The organism is Aeromonas sp. 604443, assembly GCF_049170315.1.
GTDB lineage: Bacteria > Pseudomonadota > Gammaproteobacteria > Enterobacterales > Aeromonadaceae > Aeromonas > Aeromonas veronii_A.
This window is the reverse complement of the sequence record NZ_JAAKMI010000002.1, coordinates 1-19,430: the sequence shown is the minus strand read 5'-3', so window position 1 is coordinate 19,430 and position 19,430 is coordinate 1. Positions and strand designations below refer to the sequence as shown.

The following is a 19,430-nucleotide window of genomic DNA, read 5'->3' as shown; positions in this document are numbered from 1 at the left end:
CCTCGTTCACGGGAAGGCGGCATGGTTGCCGCCCTCCAATGAAAATGGCCCCTTGAGTCAGGGGCCAGCTCTTCATCGCCTGTGCGCTTACATATGTTTGACGCGGCGCTTCACCTCTTCCTGCTTGCCCGCATTGAAGGGGCGCGCATCCGGGCTGCCGAGGTAGCCGCAGACACGGCGGGTCACCGACACCTTGGCCGGGTCGTGGTTGCCGCAGCGCGGGCAAGTAAAGCCCTTGGAGGTACATTCGAACTCACCGGTGAAGCCGCAGTCGTAGCACTCGTCGATGGGAGTGTTGGTACCGTAGTAGGGCACCTTGTCATAGCTGTAGTCCCAGACGTTCTCCAGCGCTTCCAGATTGTGCTGGATGTTGGGGTACTCGCCGTAGCAGATGAAGCCACCGCTGGCGATGGGCGGATAGGGCGCCTCGAAGTCCAGCTTGTCGTACGGGTTGACCTGCTTCTCCACATCAAGGTGGAAGCTGTTGGTGTAGTAACCCTTGTCGGTCACGCCGGATACCACGCCAAACTCCTTGGCATCGATGCGGCAGAAACGGGTGCAGAGGTTCTCGCTCGGGGTGGAGTAGAGGCTGAAGCCGTAGCCAGTCTCCTCTTTCCACTCATCGATGGCCGCCCTGAGACGGGCGATGATAGCGATGGCTTTCTGTTGCAGCTCGGCGCTGTCAAACAGGTGCACCTTGTCACCAAACAGGGCGTTGATGGTCTCGTGAACCCCGATATAACCGAGGGAAATGGAGGCACGACCGTTCTTGAAGATCTCGCTGACGTTGTCGTCCGCCTTGAGGCGCACGCCGCAAGCCCCTTCCATATAGAGGATCGGTGCAACCCGTGCTTTCACCCCGTCCAGACGGGTGATGCGGTACATCAGCGCCTTCTTGGCGACCCGCAGGGAGGCATCGAGACGATCCCAGAAGTCCGCTTCGTCACGGGATTTCAGCGCAATGCGCGGCAGGTTGAGGCTCACCACCCCCAGGTTGTTGCGACCTTCGTGGATCAGCTCGCCATTCTCCTCGTAGGCGCCGAGGAAGGATCGGCAACCCATGGGAGTCTTGAAGGAGCCGGTCACCTTGACCACCTGGTCGTAGTTGAGGATGTCCGGATACATCCGCTTGGAGGCACACTCCAGCGCCAGCTGCTTGATGTCGTAGTTGGGATCGCCCTGCTTGTGGTTGAGGCCATCCTTGATGGCGAACACCAGTTTCGGGAACACGGCGGTCTTCTTGTTCTTGCCAAGGCCAGCGATGCGGTTGCTGAGGATGGCGCGCTGGATCATCCGCGACTCCCAGCTGTCCCCCAGACCAAAGCCGAAGGTGACGAACGGGGTCTGACCGTTGGCGGTGTGCAGGGTGTTGACCTCGTACTCCAGCGACTGGAAGGCGTCGTAGCACTCTTTCTCGGTGCGGGCCATGGCATAGGCTTCCACATCGGCAATGCCCCACTCTTCGGCCACTTCACGGTGCTTCTGCCAGCTGATGGTCACATAGGGGGCCAGCACTTCATCGATGCGGTTGATGGTGGTGCCACCATAGATGTGGCTCGCCACCTGGGCGATGATCTGGGCGGTCACGGCCGTGGCGGTGCTGATGGATTTCGGGGTATCGATCTCCGCATTGCCCATCTTGAAGCCGTGGGTCAGCATCCCTTTCAGATCGATCAACATGCAGTTGAACATCGGGAAGAAAGGTGAGTAATCGAGATCGTGGAAGTGCAGATCACCGCTCTCGTGGGCCTGAACCACATCACGGGGCAGCATGTGGCTGGTGGCATAGTGCTTGGCGACAATACCGGCCAGCAGGTCGCGCTGGGTCGGGATCACCTTGGAGTCTTTGTTGGCGTTTTCGTTGAGCAGGGCGGCGTTGGTCTGCTCGACCAGACCACGGATCTCCTGCGCCAGACGGCCGCGCGCCTCGCGAGCCTGATCCCTGTCGTGGCGATATTCGATATAGGCACGGGCGATGGCCTTGTCGTCGGAAGCCATCAGGTGGTTTTCGACCCGGTTCTGGATCTCGTGGATATCAACTTCACCACGCCCTTCCAGCTCCTGACTCACTGCATTGGCAATGCGGGAGGCGAGTGCCGGATTGGCCTGATTGACCGCTTCCGCCGCTCGGCTGACCGCATCGCGAATCAGCTGGGCATTGAATGGTGCGCGACATCCGTCACGTTTGATCACAACCGGTTTCATGGATTTTCCCCGTTAAAAGGCCAGGCATTTGCCTCTGGCTCACCCTTGTTGGGCCCCCCTCCCGGCATCTCGTCCTGGACGCAAATAAATTCAGCCGAGGCTTGACAAGCCTGGGCTGAAGATAGGAGGGGAACAGCTTATACACAGCTTAATAACACAACATATAGGGATTAAAAACGAATGCGTCCCTATATGTGGTGTCTATTAGGCACCAAAGCGCAGCCTCATTTCTTGATCCAGAACAGGTTTTTCAGCGAGCGGGACAGTTCACGACCAACCAAAAAAAGACTCAATAAAACCCGATCCCAAGCAGAGTGCGGGCTGGCGTCCGATCCGCTCAACCGAAAAAAAATCGCGCCCTGCCATACCGGTTTCGAGATGACAGTAACGGCAAACACTGCCCATACTGAGCATGCATACACTATCACTCGACAGGGGCCTTCCCATGCGCACCTCCCTGCTGTTGCTACTGCTCTCCACCCTCTCCCTGCCGCTCTGGGCCGCAAACATTCTGGTGATCAGCAGCTACCATCCCGAATACCTTTGGGACCAGAGCTACAACGAAGGTTTGCGCAAAGGGTTGCAGGGGGAGCACAAGATCTCTCACTTCTATATGGACACCAAACGCCATCCACGGGAGGCGTTCGACGACATCGCTCAACGGGCTATCGCTTTTTATCTCAAGAGCAAACCGGATCTGGTGGTGCTGGGGGATGACAATGCCATCAACTATCTGGCCAACGAGATCGCCTCGCTGGGTACTCCCGTTGTTTTTCTCGGCATGAACGAAAACCCCCGCCTCAAGGGCTTTGTCGGCCACCCCAAGATCACCGGGGTGCTGGAACGCCCCCTGCTCAAGCGCAACATCAGCGAAATAAGCCAGATGATGGGAGGGCTTGACAAGGCGCTGGTACTGTTTGATTCCAGCAATGTGGCCCTCACCGCTATCGAGGATGAATTCAAGACCCAGACCGAATTGCGAGTCGGCCAGACCCGGGTCAACAGCCAGCTGATGGGGGATTACAGCCTCTGGCAGGAGGCGGTGCTCAACGCCAAGAAGAATGGCTATCAGGCAATCTTCCTCGGCCTCTACCACACGCTGGTCGACGATAATGGCAAGCATGTGAGCGAACAGACGGTGCTGGAGTGGACCAGCGCCAACACACCGGTTCCTCTCTTCTGTTTCTGGGAGTTTGCCGTCGGCAAGGGGATGGCCATCGGCGGGCTGGTACTGGACGGCCACGATCAGGGGTTGCAGGCAGCGTCCCTTATCAACACCATACTGGCGGGCACCCTGCCCCGTACTATCTCCCCGCGAGCGGCCCTGCGCGGCGAATATGTCTTCAGCAAGAGCGAGCTGGCCCGCTGGCAGCTCACTGTGCCCGACAAATGGCACAACAAGATCATGTGGCGTGAGTAACAATAAGTAACCCGGCACATTGGCCGGGTAACACCTGCACAGTCAGATGACTGATGACCGAAAGCCGCGTGAGTCAGCTGGCAGCAAAAGGCAGGGAGAGGCGCTTGGCAAGCGCCTGGAAGTGCTGGCTGATCTCGGCACCAAACAGAGGATCACCGATAGCTCGGTTCTGCCAGTTTTGCTCCAGATGACGCCAGTCATCCTCGGTCAGGGAGTCACGCAGATGGGGGAAGATCACCCCCTCTTCGTAGTTCATGTGTGCCTCTTGCAGCTCCACGAAGCGCTCCAGCTTGGCGGTGAACTGATCGAGCGGGATCACCGCATCCATCAGGATCATCTCCACCATCTCCTTGAGCTCGGTCCCTGCCTCCAGCAACTTGAGATGCTCTTCATGCAAGCGGTTCGCGACATCCCCCTCCACCACCCGGTATTTCAGGTAGTAGTCATAGACAAGATCTTCCTTGGGGTGGTGATACTTGTCAGAGACCTCCCGCAGATAATCGATGACATCGCGCACCAGAAAATAGCTGATGGGTTGCTCGGCACGAATGGCGGCCAGCTTCTGCTTCAGCAGATCCAGCAGTCGGGCGATATTGAGGTGATCCTTGTGCAGACTCGATAACATGGGCACTCCTTGGCGCTGAAATAAAATGTTACTTTCCTGAGTATACGGTCATTTGTCGCCCGAACTTTGCACTCAATCAAGTGGTTGGCAGACAGATTGCCATTCGATCGGGCTTTTACCCTGCAATTCCAGCAGGCGGTTGGTCTCGGAAAAGTGGCCGCAACCGATAAAACCACGGTGGGCAGAAAGGGGGCTGGGATGGGGTGCCGTCAACACGTGGTGGCGTTGCCGGTCGATAAAACGCCCTTTCTTCTGGGCATGGGAGCCCCACAACAGAAATACCACCCCCTGACAACTGGCATTGATCTGCTCAATGACCCGATCGGTGAAGGTTTCCCACCCCAGATGGGCATGAGAGTGTGCCTGACCGGCCTGCACTGTCAGCACTGTGTTGAGCAGCAGAACCCCCTGTCTGGCCCAGGACTCCAGAAAACCGTGATTGGGTGTGACGAAACCAGGCAGATCCCGCTGCATCTCCTTATAGATGTTGACCAGTGAGGGAGGCGTACGCACGCCGGGCAGAACGGAGAAGCAGAGCCCGTGCGCCTGATTGGGGCCGTGGTAGGGATCCTGCCCCAGGATCACCACCTTGACCTGATCCAGTTCGGTCAGTTTGAAAGCATTGAACACATCGGCCGCGGGGGGGTAGATCACCTTGCCCGCTTCCCGCTCTGCCCTGACGGTCGCCAGCGTACACTTGAAATAGTCCTGCTCTTTTTCAGAGCCAATCACATCACTCCAGGTCAGCACCCCGGCCTCCTCACTTGATACGGCGAAGGAGTCAGGATAGGGGGGCAGCCCGCAAGACGCAACCGTGACTCACACTTTCCAGAGCCTGGCGAGCCGACCGGAGCGCTCCAGTTTGTGCAGACCGGCGTTAAACAGCAACATCAAGCGGCGGGCATCGGGATCGGCCTTGCGCATCAGCAGATAGCCCGGCTGGGACCAGATGGGATCGGGGGCACCACTCAATGCTGCCGCTTGGGGATGACGAGAGAGAACCTGCTGAAACAGAACCTGTGCCACCTGTTCATCCATGACCAGATAACGAATGCGTCCGGTGAGCAGTTTCTCCATGCTCTCCTCATCGGAGTCGGACCACTCAAGAGACAGCTCGGATTGCCTTGCTGCAAACCCTTCACCATAAAAATAGCCACGGGTAACCCCGACAGGCTCGTTTTTCAGCTCACCCAAACTGACCAATGGCGAACCATTAAGTGCAAGCAGACGGGTCGTAAATTTGCCCAGCGATGCAGAGAGATAGAAGTGCTGCTCGCGCTCGCGAGAGCGAAACCAGGGCATGGTAATCATATAACGCCCTTCAAGAGTCAGGCTGTATGCCTCAGACCAGGGGTAGAAATGAAAGCTGACATAGACCCCCTGCTCGGCAAAGGCCTCACGTACCACCTGACAGAGAAACCCCTGATTGGGCAGCGACTCACTGATATAAGGCGGCCATTCGCCCACCGCTATGCGTACTGTTTCGGCCCGGACCACAGCTGTGATTGCCCAGCAACAGAACAGGGCCAACCATCCCCACATTCGCCACCTGATATTCACCCGACACTCTCCTTGCTTTCTGCTGAGTGTAGCCAACTCCTCAATCCACCACAGAAAAGCCGAAAAAGATGTAGTTAAATTACTAGATTAAAAAGGTAAAAGATGCATAATTTTGATATCTTACAAAATCAGAAAAATGACCTATTTTTGATTAAACTCAAGAAATTAATCCCATTTAAATGGCGCTTTATTGATTTTTATTGATCTAGATCAATTTTAGTAATATTACCAACATGGTATATATGACCCCATCAAAGCAAAGGTGTAAGGCAAGGGCCCTTTAAGCAACCGCAATTAACGGTAGCTTAAATACATCAGGGTAATTTCCTTACAGTTGGATTCGCGTTCCCATTGAGGAGTCATACCATGATCAAAGGCATTCAAATCACCCAGGCTGCCAACACCGCCCTGCTGAACTCTTTCTGGCTGCTGGACGAAGAGAAGCAACAGGCTCGCTGCATCTGTGTCAAAGGCGATGCCTTTGCTGCCGATCAGGAAGTCGCACTCTCTGATCTGGGTCAGTTCGAATACCGCGAACTGCCTGTTCAGGCCGAACCGGCTGTTGAAGGTGGTCAGCACCTGAACGTCAACGTGCTGCGTCGCGAAACCCTGGAAGATGCTATCGCGAATCCGGAGAAGTACCCGCAGCTGACCATCCGCGTATCTGGCTATGCAGTGCGTTTCAACGCCCTGACCCCGGAACAGCAGCGTGACGTGGTTACCCGTACTTTCACCCAGAGCCTGTAATCAGCGTCCTGCAGTGAACCGCTGATACTTGCTGTATCAGCACAAAAAACGGCCTATCGGCCGTTTTTTTATACGTGCTTTCACTAGGCAAGCGCAAAAAACAAGGCCTCGCATTGCGAGGCCTTGTGATAAGTGCTTATCCCATCAAGCAGAGGTATCCAGGGGCTCAAAACCCTTGATCAGGTCATCGATGGCCTTCATCTGTTTGAGGAAGCCTTCCAGCTTGTCGAGCGGCAGGGCGCTCGGGCCATCGCAGCGGGCAATTTTCGGATCCGGGTGTGATTCGATAAAGAGACCGGCCAGACCGACCGCCATGCCGGCGCGCGCCAGCTCGGTCACTTGCTCGCGACGGCCACCGGAGGCGGCACCCAGCGGATCACGGCACTGCAGGGAGTGGGTCACGTCGAAGATCACCGGATAGCCACCGGTGCTCTTCTTCATCACGCCCAGACCCAGCATGTCCACCACCAGGTTGTCGTAGCCGAAGTTGGCACCGCGCTCGCACAGGATCAGCTGATCGTTGCCGCACTCCTCAAACTTGTCGGTGATGTTCTTCATCTGGCTTGGGCTGAGGAACTGCGGCTTCTTGATGTTGATGACGTTGCCGGTGCGGGCCATGGCTTCCACCAGATCAGTCTGGCGCGCCAGGAAGGCGGGCAGCTGGATAACGTCCACCACCTCGGCGACCAGCTTGGCCTGATGGGGTTCGTGCAGATCGGAGATGACCGGCATGCCGAAGGTCGCTTTCAGCTCCTGGAAAATCTTCATACCCTCTTCCAGACCCGGACCGCGGTAGGAGTGGATGGAGGAGCGGTTGGCCTTGTCCCAGCTCGCCTTGAAGACAAACGGGATGCCCAGCTTGCTTGTCACTTCCACGTACTTCTCGCACACCGCCATCGCCATGTCGCGGGATTCCAACACGTTCATGCCACCAAACAGCACGAACGGTTTGTCGTTGGCAACGTCGATCTGGTTGATCTTGATATTCTTCTGTTCCATCTAAGACTTCCTTAATGAAGGGGCCTGAAGCCAAGTTACTCCGTTGCAGCCGAGCGCTGCGGCCTTGATATTCTTCTGTTTCAGTTTCAAGCCGCCCTTAATGGAGGGGCTTGGGGCTCAGATCCAGCGCGGCCAGCTGTACTTTCAGCACATCGGCGACCGGATCGTCCGGGCATTGTTCAATAAAATATTCAAAATCGTCGGCGGCCTGGCGCGGGCAATCGAGCTGCTCGTAGATAAAGCCGCGATCCCGCGTCTCCAGCGGATCGCCGGGCTTCATCCGCAGCAACAGCTCGCTGCAACGCAGCGCCTCGGGCATGCGATCTTCCCGCAGCAGGGCCCCCTTGCTGACGTTGAGCAGCCGTTCGATGATCTCCCACTGGCCGGAGGGCTGCAGGTAGTCGGGAGTGAGGGTCGCCAAGTCCCCCAACGCACCGCGCAGCAGCAGCTCGATGCGGGCCAGGCTCAGCTCGTCGCCGGTAAAGGGGTCGACATAGACCTCCCCCTCGCCACCGGCAAAGCTCACCAGGAAGTGGCCGGGGAAGCAGATCCCCTCCACATCGAGCCCGAGCTTGCGCCCCAGCTGGATAATGAGAATGCCGAGGCTGACCGGGATCCCCTTGCGCTGAACCAGCACCTGATTGAGATCGCAGTTGTTGGCAGAGAAATAATCCTGCCAGTCGCCATGAAAACCGAGGCTGTGGTAGAAGCCCTGCAGCAACTGCTGGCGCACCTCGTCGCAGGTGCCCTCTTCGATCTGCTCGTCCAGCCACTCGTCCAGCAGGTTCAACTCGCGCATCCCCTCCTCGACCGAGCCATAAATTTCGTCACTGACTGACAACGCCAGCTCGGTGATGTCGTGGGCTTCGAAATCGGTCCATTCGTCTATGTGTAACATTCTCTTCATGCCTTAGCCGAACACACTCGTCTGTTTGAGCACTGCCAACTTGGCAATAAAGTAGATCCAGCCGAGCGCCCCCAGAAAGGAGCACCAGCGCACCAGATTGCTTTTGGCCAGCCGCAGCGCCATCGCCGCCAGAAATACCAGCACCAGAATGGCCATCAGCTTCTCGCTGAGCCAGGGCGTTCCGTTATTGAGCGGGTTGAGATCCAGCACCATGCAAAGCAATACGCCGGAGAGCACCACCAGACCGTTGAGCCAGCCGCTGACCTTCATCACCGGCGCACTATAGGCTCGGCCAGTGGCGGTCTGTACCCAGTAGAAGCGGAGCATAAACATCAGCACGGCCCCGGCAATCAGGGTGAGGTGCAGGTGTTTGAGCACAAAAACCATATTCAATCCTTGCATGGGGGCGCACAGGCAACCCGCCGATTAACAGTGAGGAACCGTCAGCGCAGCGGGCAGAGGCCCAGCGTCACCCTGTCGTTATCCCCGTAATCACGCACCGTGGCTACCTCGCGGTAACCGCCATCGCGCAGCAACTGACGCACCGCCTCCCCCTGATCCCAGCCATGCTCCAGCAGCAACCAGCCATCGGCCAGCAGATAAGCGGGGGCATGGGCCACGATGTGGCGGATATCAGCCAGCCCGGCGTCATCGGCAACCAGCGCCGAGCGGGGCTCAAAGCGCACGTCACCCTGCTCGAGATGGGGATCGGCGCCATCAATATAGGGGGGATTGGAGACAATCACCGCAAAACGTGGCGTATTGTCGCGATCCGGCTCGCCAAGGGGCTCGAACCAGCTGCCGTCACGCACCTCGATGGGTAACCCCAGTGCGGCGCTGTTCTCGCGCGCCAGTGCCGCGGCATCGGCCATCCGATCCACCGCCCACACATCGACCTCGGGCCGCTCGGACTTGAGCGCCAGCGCGATGGCGCCGGTGCCGGTGCCGAGATCCAGCACGGCGCAGGGCCCCTGCGGAATTCTGGTCAGCGCCTGCTCGACCAGCACCTCGGTATCGGGGCGCGGGATCAGGGTCGCCGGGCTCACCTTGAGGGGCAGCGACCAGAACTCCCGCTCGCCCACCAGATGGGCGATAGGTTCGCCATTGAGACGACGAGCCAGCCACCCCTGCAGGGTGGTCTGCTGGGTGGCATCCAGCTCACGCTCGGGCCAGGTCATCAGATAGCTGCGACGACAATCGAGCAGATGGCAGAGCAGTACGTCGGCATCGGCGCGGGGGGACTCCCCCTCAGCCAACACATTCATGATATGGGCGCGGGCCTGCTGGATCTGCATCAGTGCCACTCCACCTTATGGGCAGAACACTTAATGCGAGCTTGCCGGATCACCATTTGCATTAGTTGTTCTCGGCCAGCGAGGCGAGCTGATCGGCCTGATACTCCTGCACCAGCGGGGTGATGACGCAGTCCAAATCCCCTTCCAAAATTTCGGAGAGGCGATAGAGGGTCAGGTTGATACGGTGCTCGGAGAGGCGACCCTGCGGGTAGTTGTAGGTACGAATGCGCTCGGAACGATCGCCGGAGCCCACCAGATTGCGGCGGGTGCTCTGCTCGGCGGCGCGGTGGCGCTCATCCTCGGCCGCTTGCAGGCGGGCGGAGAGCACCGACATCGCCTTGGCGCGGTTCTTGTGCTGGGAGCGCTCGTCCTGACACTCCACCACCAGCCCGGTCGGCAGGTGGGTGATACGAATGGCCGAGTCGGTCTTGTTGACGTGCTGACCACCGGCACCGGAGGCGCGGAAGGTGTCGATCTTCAGATCGGAAGGGTTGATCTCGATCTGCTCGGCTTCCGGCACTTCCGGCAGCACGGCGACAGTACAGGCGGAGGTGTGCACCCGGCCCTGAGATTCGGTCTCCGGCACCCGCTGCACCCGGTGACCACCGGATTCAAACTTGAGACGGCCATAGACACGCTCGCCGTCGATCTTGGCGATCACCTCCTTGTAGCCACCGTATTCACCGTCATTGCAGCTGACGATGGAGACGCGCCAGCCCTGACGCTCGGCAAACCGTGAATACATGCGGAACAGGTCACCGGCAAAGATGGCCGCTTCGTCGCCACCGGCACCGGCGCGGATCTCCAGATAGCAGTTGTTGTCATCCTTGGGATCCTTGGGCAGCAACATCAGTTGCAGCTCCTGCTCCAGCGCCTCCAGATTGGCCTTGGCGAGCGGCAGCTCCTCCTGCGCCATCTCGCGCAGGTCGGCATCATCCTCCTCCAGCATCATCTGGGTGGTCTCAAGATCATCCTGCGCCTGACGGTAACGCTGGAAGGCGTGAACGATATCTTCCAGCTGGGCATATTCGCGGGTCAGGGCGCGGTAGCGATCCTGATCCGAGACCACATCCGGCTCGCCGAGCATGGCCTGTACTTCTTCGTGGCGCTCGATGAGGCCTTCCAGCTTTCTGATCAGTGACGGATTCATAACTCTTGCATTCTCAATGGAGGACGGGACAACCGGCAGGTTGCCCGAAAATTATGGCTCTTGTGACAACCCCAGCGCCTGCCGCAAGCGGGAGAGCTCGCTCTGATCCCCCTGGGAGGCAGCCTGGCGCAACGCCTGGGTCGGCGCGTGGATCAATTTGTTGGTGAGGCGATGGGCCATCGCCTTGAGCGCCTGTTCGGCACTCTCGCCCTGCGCCAATGCCAGCAGGGCCCGTTGCAACTCTTCATCAGCCACTTGCTGGGACTGATGGCGGTAATCGCGAATGAGGTCGACCGAGCTCTGGCCACGATACCAGCCCATAAACTCGTCGCGCTCTTCCTGCACGATCACTTCCGCCTGGGCGGCAGCCCGTTTACGGGTTTCGAGGTTCTGCTCAATGATCCCCTGCAAATCATCCACCGTGTAGAGATAGGCATCGGAGAGCTCATCGACTTCGGCTTCGATGTCGCGCGGCACGGCAATATCCACCAGAAACATGGGTTTGAAGCGGCGGGCCTTCAGCGCGCGCTCCACCATCCCCTTGCCGATGATGGGCAGTGGGCTGGCGGTCGAGCTGATGACAATATCCGCCTCGTGCAGATAGTCGGGGATCTCTTCGAGCGTCATCACCTGGGCACCGAATTCGGCTGCCAGGGTCTGGGCGCGCTGCAAGGTGCGGTTGGCCACCATCATCTTGGTGACGCTCTGCTCGCGCAGGTGACGGGCCACCAGTTCGATAGTCTCCCCCGCCCCGACCAGCAATACCTTGGTCTGGGAGAGATCGGAGAAGATCCGCCGACCCAGACTGACGGCGGCAAAGGCCACCGACACGGCACTGGCGCCAATCTCGGTATCGGTACGCACTCTTTTCGCCACCGAGAAGGATTTCTGGAACAGCCGCTCCAGCGCCCCCTTCACCGACTCCGCCTGCTGGGCGTGAGCATAGGATTGCTTGATCTGCCCCAGGATCTGCGGCTCCCCCAACACCAGCGAGTCGAGCCCGCACGCCACCCGCATCAGGTGGCGCACCGCCTCTTCATCGTGATGCTGATAGATGGCAGTGACCAGTTCGGCCGCGTCCAGCCCGTGGAACTGTTGCAGCCAGCGCAGCACTTGCTCCTGCCGCTCCTCCTCCAGATTGCAATAGAGTTCGGTCCGGTTGCAGGTGGAGACGATCACCGCCTCGCTGACACCGGGTTGGCTCACCAGCTCACGCAAGGCGCGATCGATGCAGTCCGGGCCAAAGGCGACCCGTTCCCGCAAGGCGACACTGGCGGTGTTGTGGTTGATTCCGAGGGCAAGCAAACTCATGAGTGGGCGACGATCATTTCATACGCTGGGTGCAAAGGCTGCCAATTGTACGAGAAAGGGTAAGTCTTTAAAAGCAATACGGCCGCCCCGTATACTGTGGCAAATTCCTCTCTCTGGAGCCGTCTCTTGCTGCTACGTATTTTTACCCTCACCTGCCTGCTGTTGCTGGCCGGTTGTGCCACTACCCAGCCCCAGCGTGACCAGGTGAACTGGAACCAGGAGCGGGCCCGCCTCGAGCAGCTGACCCACTGGCAGCTATCCGGCAAGATGGCCATCATCACCCCCCAGCAAAAGGGCAGCGCCCGTCTCAACTGGCAGCAGGATGGGGAGGATTATCGCCTCAACCTCACCAGCCTGATCGGCACCAGCATTCTGGAGCTCTCCCGCAGCAAGGGGGAGATCACCCTGCTCGACAGCGATGGCAATCGCCACCAGAGCCAGGATGCCGAAGCGCTCATCTATCAACTGACCGGCTGGAATATTCCGGTTGCGGGATTGCCAGAGTGGATCAAGGGGCTGCCGGGTCAGGCGGAGTTTGAACTCAACCCCGACAGCAGTCTGGCCAGCGTGCGCGACGGCCAGTGGCAGATCGTCTATGGCGATTATCGGGATCAGGATGGCTACCGCCTGCCACACCAGCTGACCATGACCGGCCAGAACAGCCGCCTCAAGCTTCAGATCAACCAATGGACTCTTGCACGTTAATGGCTTCCACACGCTGGCCGGCACCGGCCAAACTCAACCTGTTTCTACACGTCAATGGCCGTCGTCCCGATGGCTATCACGAGCTGCAGACCCTGTTTATCTTCCTCAACCACAGCGACTGGCTCGAGTTCGAGGTGATACCGAATAGCGACACTCTCACCCTGAGCCCGGCCATTCCCGGTGTGCCGGATGAGCAGAATCTGATTATCCGGGCGGCGCGCCTGCTGCAAGCAACCCTGCCGAGCCCGCAAGGTGCCCATATCCGGCTGGAAAAAGTGCTTCCCATGGGAGGCGGTATTGGCGGCGGTTCATCCGATGCAGCGACCACGCTGGTAGCGCTTAACCACCTCTGGCAGGCGGGTTTGAGTGAAGATGAACTGGCTGCGCTCGGCGTCCAGCTGGGGGCCGATGTGCCGGTGTTTGTCCGTGGCAAGGCGGCCTTTGCCGAAGGGGTGGGCGAGCGGCTGCAACCGGTCGAACTACCCGATGCCTGGTATCTGGTACTCAAACCCGATTGCCATGTAGCGACCGCAGCCGTATTCCAGGATCCGGAGCTGCCGAGAGCCACGCCGAAAATGTCGCTGGACAACCTGCTGGAAGGCGAGTGGAAAAACGATTGCGAATCACTGGTGAAAAAGCGCCACCCCGAGGTTGCCAATGCGCTCGGCTGGTTGCTAGAATACGCGCCGTCAAGAATGACGGGCACAGGAGCCTGCGTCTTTGCTCAATTTGAAGACGAAGTGACTGCTCGGGAAGTGTTGGCCTGCGTGCCGAAGGGACTTGATGGGTTTGTCGCCAAGGGCGAGAACATATCACCTCTCTTCTCCACATTGCAACAGTTCAAATGATTGGGGTATCGCCAAGCGGTAAGGCAGCGGGTTTTGATCTCGCCATTCCTAGGTTCGAATCCTAGTACCCCAGCCAATTTTACCGAACGGTATTGATGATGATTAACGTGGCCGGTTTTGCACTCGGCCACGGATTCGGGTTACCGGTATCATCACATTCATTGGGCAGCAGACACCTTGTACGTTATCTTGATAAATCGTTTGCCCCAAAACGATAGGGTCTGATTTCAGACTCCCCCACATACTGGATGCAACCCCGAGGTTTCAAACCGTGCCTGACATGAAGCTGTTTGCTGGTAACGCAACGCCGGAACTAGCCCAGAAGATCGCAGATCGCCTGTTTATCAAACTCGGCAATGCTGCCGTAGGTCGCTTTAGCGACGGCGAGATCAGCGTACAGATCAATGAGAATGTACGTGGTGGCGATATCTTCATCATTCAATCCACCTGTGCCCCGACCAACGACAATTTGATGGAATTGATCGTCATGGTGGATGCTCTGCGTCGTGCTTCAGCTGGCCGTATCACTGCCGTTATCCCCTACTTTGGTTATGCCCGTCAGGACCGCCGCGTCCGCTCCGCCCGTGTGCCCATCACCGCCAAGGTTGTCGCTGACTTCCTCTCCAGCGTCGGTGTGGATCGCGTGCTGACCGTTGACCTGCATGCCGAGCAAATTCAAGGTTTCTTTGACGTTCCGGTAGACAACGTGTTCGGTAGCCCGGTGCTGCTGGAAGACATGAAGTCCAAGAACCTCGAGTCTCCTGTCGTTGTCTCCCCGGACATCGGTGGCGTCGTGCGTGCACGCGCCATCGCCAAGCTGCTGGATGACACCGACATCGCCATCATCGACAAGCGCCGTCCCCGCCCGAACGTCTCCCAGGTCATGCACCTGATCGGTGACGTTGCCGGCCGCGACTGCATCATCGTTGATGACATGATCGACACCGGCGGCACCCTGTGCAAAGCCGCAGAGGCCCTGAAAGAGCGCGGTGCCAAGCGTGTATTCGCCTATGCTACCCACCCGGTCTTCTCCGGTTCCGCCGTCGAGAACATCAAGAACTCCGTTATCGATGAACTGATCATCACCGACTCCATCCCGCTCACTGCGGAGATGAAAGCGGTCGGCAAGGTCAAGCAGCTGACGCTGTCAACTGTACTGGCCGAAGCCATTCGTCGCATCAGCAACGAAGAGTCCATCTCTGCCATGTTTGAGCATTGATAGATTCAGCAATAACGAAAACCGCCATCAGGCGGTTTTCGTCTTTCTGGACCTTCTCTTTCCAACTTTCTGCTATCTGGTACGACCCTGCCCCCGGCAGGCTTAAGGATTTACCCATGAATTGCTTGCGTCCCCTCCTGCTCGCGACCCTTACCTCCGCCCTGTTCGCCTGTCAGCCCGTCAAAGAGAACCCGCCCTTCGTGCTGACCCTGGCTCACATGAACGACACCCACTCCCAGTTTGATCCGGTCAATGCCGAGATCAAAGGGCAGATCTTTGCCCAGCAGGGGGAGACGGACACCCTCTATACCCGCTTTGGCGGTTACCCGCGCCTGCTGACCATGGCGAAAGCCTATCAGGCCGATGCGCTGGCCAAGAACCAGCCCTTGCTGCTGCTGCACGGCGGCGATGCCTGGCAGGGCAGTGGCTACTTCAAGCTCAACGAGGGGATGGCCAACGCCGAGTTGCTGAGCCAGTTCGGCCTCGATGCCATGGCGCTGGGCAACCACGAGTTCGATCTGGATAACCAGAAGCTGGCCCGCTTCATCGAGGGGGTCAACTTCCCGGTGCTGGCCGCCAACCTCGACACCAAGGCCGATCCGGCCCTCAGCAAGGCTGACAACCTCAAGCCCTTCGTGGTCTACGCCTTTGACGGCAACCAGAAGAGCCCGGTCACCGATCTCGACAACCTGCCGCAAGGCAAACAGCTGGTCGCCGTCATCGGTCTGGTGCTGGAAGACATGGGCAATATCGCCCCCAACGTCGGCAAGCTGCGCTTTGGCAAGGAGGTCGCCTCGGCTCAGGCCATGGTCGACATGCTGCAAGCCAAGGGGATCCACCAGATCGTGGCGCTGACCCACATCGGCAACGAGCGGGATCTGGCGCTGGCGGCCAAGGTAAACGGCCTCGATGCCATCGTCGGCGGCCACTCCCACAGCCTGCTCGGCGATTTTCGCAATATCGGCTGGGGCAAGACCGGCGATTACGCCAAGCTGGTGACCAATCCGGATGGCATCGGCAAAACCTGCGTGGTGCAGGCGGGCTCCTACGCCCAGGCCATCGGTCTGGCACAGATAACCTTTGACAGCCAGGGTCAGGTGACCGACTGCCAGGGCCACAATAGCCTGCTGGCCAGCCGCGACTTCTTCGCCGATGCGGCGCGCAAGCAAGCGCTCGACGATGCCCGCAGCAAAGAGGCAAGCCAGTTTGTCGACAGCCAGCCCAATCTGGTCACCGTGGATGAAGATCCGCGTCTGCGCGGCATCATCGACAGCCACTACAAACCGGCGCTGGAGAAAGCCTACGGCCCGGTGATCGGCACCATCCCCGAGCAGCTGCAAAATGCCCGTCGCCCCGGCGACAACGGCAGCGACAGCCACGGCTCAGATGTCGCGCCGCTGGTTGCCGAAGGGGAGTTCTACTGGGCCAATACCCCAGCAGTGCAAGCCCTGACCGGCGGCCCGGTCGACTTCGCTCTAGTGGCGGTGGGCGGCGTGCGCGCCGACCTGCCCGCTGGCGAATGGCGCGAGGGGGACAGCTCCCTCACCCTGCTGCCGTTCAAGAACCAGCTCTCGGTGCTGACCCTGACCGGTGCCGAGGTACGCGCCCTGCTGACCGAGACCATCACCGCCACCCTGCCCGCCAGCGCCCATGCCGGCAAGTTCCCCTATGGCGGACACCTGCGTTACACCTTCCAGGAGACCGACGCAGGCAAGGCGGGCACTCTGACCCAATTGCAGCGCAAAACCGCAAGCGGCGAGTGGCAGGATCTGGTGGATAGCCAGCGCTATCGGGTGGTGATGAACGCCTACAGCGCCAACGGCAACGATGGCTGGCAGGCACTGGCCAATGCCCAGCGTCAGAAGAGCGAGCGGGTCGATATCGCCAGCGTCAATGGCAAGTTGACCGCCTTCCCGGTGTTGAAAGTGGCACAAAACGGCGAACTGCTGAGCGCCGTCTATGCCCCGGACCAGGCCCTCGATTGCAAGGCCAGCGGCGTGGATTGTGGCACCGATGCAGCGTCTTTCGTGGAGTATGTGCGCGATGCCCGTCCCACCCTGACCGCACTGGATGAAGAGACCGTCACCTTGCTGCGTGCCAAATAACGACGGTAGTCAACCGGGCACAATCCATCGGTAAGCTGAAACGGGCCTCTTGCAAGAGGCCCGTTTGCCCACCGTTAGCCACCCATTGGCCGCAATAATGCTGCAAATCCCGCCATAACATGCGCATTGGTTGAGTGATCGCCACTCGGCGGCTAGAATATTGCGTCCTATTGCCCTGGGTAGTGTGCCCACGGCAGCTGCGAGTGAAGACATCAAGCGTGACAAGCGAAATCAAACTGATCGTCGGACTGGGCAACCCCGGCCCGGAATATGCCAAGACCCGCCACAACGCGGGCGCCTGGTATGTGGAGCAACTGGCCCGCTGGCACAATGTCAGCCTGCGTGAAGAACCCAAGTTCTTCGGCCATACTGCCCGCATCCTGGTCGAGGGGCAGGATGTGCGGCTGCTCATCCCGAACACCTATATGAACCTCTCTGGCAAGGCGGTGGCCGCACTGGCGCGTTTTTATCAAATTGAGCCGGAAGCGATGCTGGTGGCCCATGACGAACTGGATCTGCCGCCAGGCATCGCCAAGTTCAAGCAGGGTGGTGGTCACGGTGGCCATAACGGCCTCAAGGACATCATCGCCAAGATGGGCAACAACAATAACTTCTTCCGGCTGCGTCTCGGGATCGGCCATCCCGGCAGCAAAGAGCAGGTGGCTGGCTTCGTCCTGACCAAAGCCCCCAGCAGTGAACAGAACCTGATCGACGCCGCGCTGGACGAGTCCCTGCGCGCCACCGACATCCTGTTCAAACAAGATATGACCAAGGCCATGAATCGCTTGCACAGCTTCAAGGCAGAAAAGGGTTAGGTCGGTTTGACCCTGTACGGGCATTGTGCCGGTACATGAGCGACGACCAGAACAAGCATGACATGGGCCGCCTGCGGGCGACCCCCAACAGCATCCATCAAGTAAGGTAACAATCCATGGGTTTTAAATGCGGTATCGTGGGCCTGCCCAATGTAGGCAAATCCACCCTGTTCAACGCGCTGACCAAGGCCGGTATCGAAGCCGCCAACTTCCCGTTCTGCACCATCGAGCCGAACACAGGTGTGGTGCCGATGCCGGATCCCCGCCTCGATCAGCTGGCTGCCATCATCAATCCGCAGCGCGTTGTGCCGACCACCATGGAATTCGTCGACATCGCCGGTCTGGTTGCCGGTGCCTCCAAGGGTGAAGGTCTGGGCAACCAGTTCCTGGCCAACATCCGTGAAACCGAAGCGATCGGCCATGTAGTGCGCTGCTTCGACGACGAAAACATCATTCACGTTGCCGGCAAGGTCTCTCCCGCTGACGATATCGAAGTGATCAACACCGAGCTGGCCCTGTCGGATCTGGACGCCTGCGAGCGCGCCATTCACCGTCAGTCCAAGCGCGCCAAAGGCGGCGACAAGGATGCCAAGCTGGAAGTGGAAGTGCTTGAGAAGATCAAGGTCGCGCTGGAAAACGGCCAGATGATCCGCGGCATGAAGCTGGATAAAGAAGAGCTGGCCGCCGTGAGCCACCTCAACTTCCTGACCCTGAAACCCACCATGTATATCGCCAACGTGGCGGAAGATGGCTTCGAGAACAACCCCTATCTGGACAAGGTGCGTGAAATCGCCGCCGCCGAGAACGCGGTCGTGGTCGTGGTCTGCTGCGCCATCGAAGCCGACATCGCCGAACTGGACGATGAAGATCGCGCCGAGTTCATGGCTGACCTTGGCATCGAAGAGCCGGGCCTGAACCGCGTTATCCGCTCCGGCTACCAGCTGCTCAACCTGCAGACCTACTTCACCGCCGGTGTGAAAGAGGTACGCGCCTGGACTATTCCGGTCGGTGCCACTGCCCCGCAAGCGGCTGGCAAGATCCACACTGACTTTGAAAAAGGCTTTATTCGCGCCCAAACCATCGCCTTTGAAGACTTTATCAACTACAAGGGTGAGCAAGGCGCCAAGGAAGCGGGCAAGATGCGCGCTGAAGGGAAAGATTACATCGTCAAAGATGGCGATATCATGAACTTCCTGTTCAACGTCTAATCCCATGACAGGCCAGCATTTGCTGGCCTGTTTTTTATCTGCCATTGCCCGGGCAATCATGGCAATGTCTTAAAAAAAACCAGATTGTTGGGCTTTTGCGCAACAGAGACCAATAACTGGTCAAACGCACTCAAATTGCGTTTTTCTGGCAAAAAAAGGGTTGACGCCCCAGAGCCAGATACGCATAATTCGGCCCGCACGGTGACGAGGTAACGACTCACCGGAAGCAAGGTTGGCTATGTAGCTCAGTTGGTTAGAGCATCGCACTCATAATGCGGGGGTCACAGGTTCGAATCCCGTCATAGCCACCA

The 19,430-nt window shown here is 58.8% G+C and carries 17 protein-coding genes, 2 tRNA genes and 1 pseudogene; 10 read left to right on the top strand and 10 right to left on the bottom strand.

Annotation, left to right across the window (positions count from 1 at the left end):
* Positions 1 to 87: 87 nt before the first annotated feature.
* Positions 88 to 2,205: an anaerobic ribonucleoside-triphosphate reductase gene (nrdD, locus tag G5380_RS03665; RefSeq protein WP_257687142.1), complete on the bottom strand. Its 2,118-nt coding sequence runs from the start codon at positions 2,203 to 2,205 to the stop codon at positions 88 to 90.
* 445 nt (positions 2,206 to 2,650) lie between these two features.
* Between nrdD and G5380_RS03660 the strand changes: the two genes are divergently transcribed.
* Positions 2,651 to 3,625, top strand: a complete 975-nt coding sequence (locus G5380_RS03660) for an ABC transporter substrate-binding protein (protein ID WP_216951845.1) — start codon at positions 2,651 to 2,653, stop codon at positions 3,623 to 3,625.
* A 73-nt stretch (positions 3,626 to 3,698) separates the two neighbouring features.
* Here G5380_RS03660 and G5380_RS03655 read toward each other — a convergent pair whose 3' ends face one another.
* From G5380_RS03655 to G5380_RS03645, 3 genes are all read right to left on the bottom strand, one after another.
* A complete protein-coding gene (locus G5380_RS03655; protein WP_216951846.1) occupies positions 3,699 to 4,250 on the bottom strand; it encodes a hemerythrin domain-containing protein in 552 nt (183 codons plus the stop codon).
* Between the two features lie 72 nt (positions 4,251 to 4,322).
* A complete protein-coding gene (ung, locus tag G5380_RS03650; protein WP_266134094.1) occupies positions 4,323 to 5,000 on the bottom strand; it encodes a uracil-DNA glycosylase in 678 nt (225 codons plus the stop codon).
* A 69-nt stretch (positions 5,001 to 5,069) separates the two neighbouring features.
* Positions 5,070 to 5,792, bottom strand: a complete 723-nt coding sequence (locus G5380_RS03645) for a substrate-binding periplasmic protein (protein ID WP_421352384.1) — start codon at positions 5,790 to 5,792, stop codon at positions 5,070 to 5,072.
* Positions 5,793 to 6,176: 384 nt separating this feature from the next.
* Between G5380_RS03645 and grcA the strand changes: the two genes are divergently transcribed.
* Positions 6,177 to 6,557, top strand: a complete 381-nt coding sequence (gene grcA, locus G5380_RS03640; RefSeq protein WP_216951849.1) for an autonomous glycyl radical cofactor GrcA — start codon at positions 6,177 to 6,179, stop codon at positions 6,555 to 6,557.
* 144 nt (positions 6,558 to 6,701) lie between these two features.
* Here the strand turns inward: grcA and kdsA are convergent, their stop codons facing one another.
* The 6 genes from kdsA to hemA all read right to left on the bottom strand — a co-directional run bounded on the left by kdsA (position 6,702) and on the right by hemA (position 12,219).
* Entirely contained in the window at positions 6,702 to 7,556 is an 855-nt protein-coding gene (gene kdsA, locus G5380_RS03635; protein WP_421352383.1) for a 3-deoxy-8-phosphooctulonate synthase, read from the bottom strand.
* Between the two features lie 97 nt (positions 7,557 to 7,653).
* Entirely contained in the window at positions 7,654 to 8,454 is an 801-nt protein-coding gene (locus tag G5380_RS03630) for a SirB1 family protein (protein ID WP_005334938.1), read from the bottom strand.
* 12 nt (positions 8,455 to 8,466) lie between these two features.
* On the bottom strand, positions 8,467 to 8,850 hold the full coding sequence (locus G5380_RS03625; RefSeq protein WP_005334939.1) for a SirB2 family protein: 384 nt from the start codon (positions 8,848 to 8,850) through the stop codon (positions 8,467 to 8,469).
* A 56-nt stretch (positions 8,851 to 8,906) separates the two neighbouring features.
* Positions 8,907 to 9,758 (bottom strand): peptide chain release factor N(5)-glutamine methyltransferase, encoded by an 852-nt coding sequence (prmC, locus tag G5380_RS03620; protein ID WP_144714537.1) that lies wholly within the window; start codon positions 9,756 to 9,758, stop codon positions 8,907 to 8,909.
* Positions 9,759 to 9,819: 61 nt separating this feature from the next.
* Positions 9,820 to 10,908, bottom strand: coding sequence for a peptide chain release factor 1 (gene prfA / locus G5380_RS03615; protein WP_005353897.1), 1,089 nt, complete (start codon positions 10,906 to 10,908; stop codon positions 9,820 to 9,822).
* Between the two features lie 51 nt (positions 10,909 to 10,959).
* A complete protein-coding gene (gene hemA / locus G5380_RS03610) occupies positions 10,960 to 12,219 on the bottom strand; it encodes a glutamyl-tRNA reductase (protein WP_120415613.1) in 1,260 nt (419 codons plus the stop codon).
* A gap of 126 nt (positions 12,220 to 12,345) precedes the next feature.
* On the opposite strand from hemA, the gene lolB reads away from it, so the two are divergent.
* From lolB to G5380_RS03570, 8 genes and pseudogenes are all read left to right on the top strand, one after another.
* Positions 12,346 to 12,924: a lipoprotein insertase outer membrane protein LolB gene (gene lolB, locus G5380_RS03605; RefSeq protein ID WP_005334955.1), complete on the top strand. Its 579-nt coding sequence runs from the start codon at positions 12,346 to 12,348 to the stop codon at positions 12,922 to 12,924.
* A pseudogene (gene ispE, locus G5380_RS03600) lies at positions 12,924 to 13,794 on the top strand (4-(cytidine 5'-diphospho)-2-C-methyl-D-erythritol kinase). The gene lolB and the pseudogene ispE overlap by 1 nt, the downstream one beginning before the upstream one ends.
* Positions 13,774 to 13,848, top strand: a tRNA-Gln gene (locus G5380_RS03595). The pseudogene ispE and the gene G5380_RS03595 overlap by 21 nt, the downstream one beginning before the upstream one ends.
* 195 nt (positions 13,849 to 14,043) lie before the next feature.
* Positions 14,044 to 14,991, top strand: a complete 948-nt coding sequence (locus G5380_RS03590) for a ribose-phosphate pyrophosphokinase (protein WP_005343846.1) — start codon at positions 14,044 to 14,046, stop codon at positions 14,989 to 14,991.
* Between the two features lie 116 nt (positions 14,992 to 15,107).
* The gene (locus tag G5380_RS03585; RefSeq protein WP_421352382.1) at positions 15,108 to 17,096 is read left to right on the top strand and encodes a bifunctional metallophosphatase/5'-nucleotidase; all 1,989 of its coding nucleotides are present in this window, start codon (positions 15,108 to 15,110) and stop codon (positions 17,094 to 17,096) included.
* A 218-nt stretch (positions 17,097 to 17,314) separates the two neighbouring features.
* Complete coding sequence (pth, locus tag G5380_RS03580; RefSeq protein ID WP_005334960.1) at positions 17,315 to 17,911, top strand: aminoacyl-tRNA hydrolase; 597 nt, start codon at positions 17,315 to 17,317, stop codon at positions 17,909 to 17,911.
* Between the two features lie 116 nt (positions 17,912 to 18,027).
* Positions 18,028 to 19,119, top strand: a complete 1,092-nt coding sequence (ychF, locus tag G5380_RS03575) for a redox-regulated ATPase YchF (RefSeq protein WP_005353921.1) — start codon at positions 18,028 to 18,030, stop codon at positions 19,117 to 19,119.
* Between the two features lie 234 nt (positions 19,120 to 19,353).
* Positions 19,354 to 19,430, top strand: a tRNA-Met gene (locus G5380_RS03570).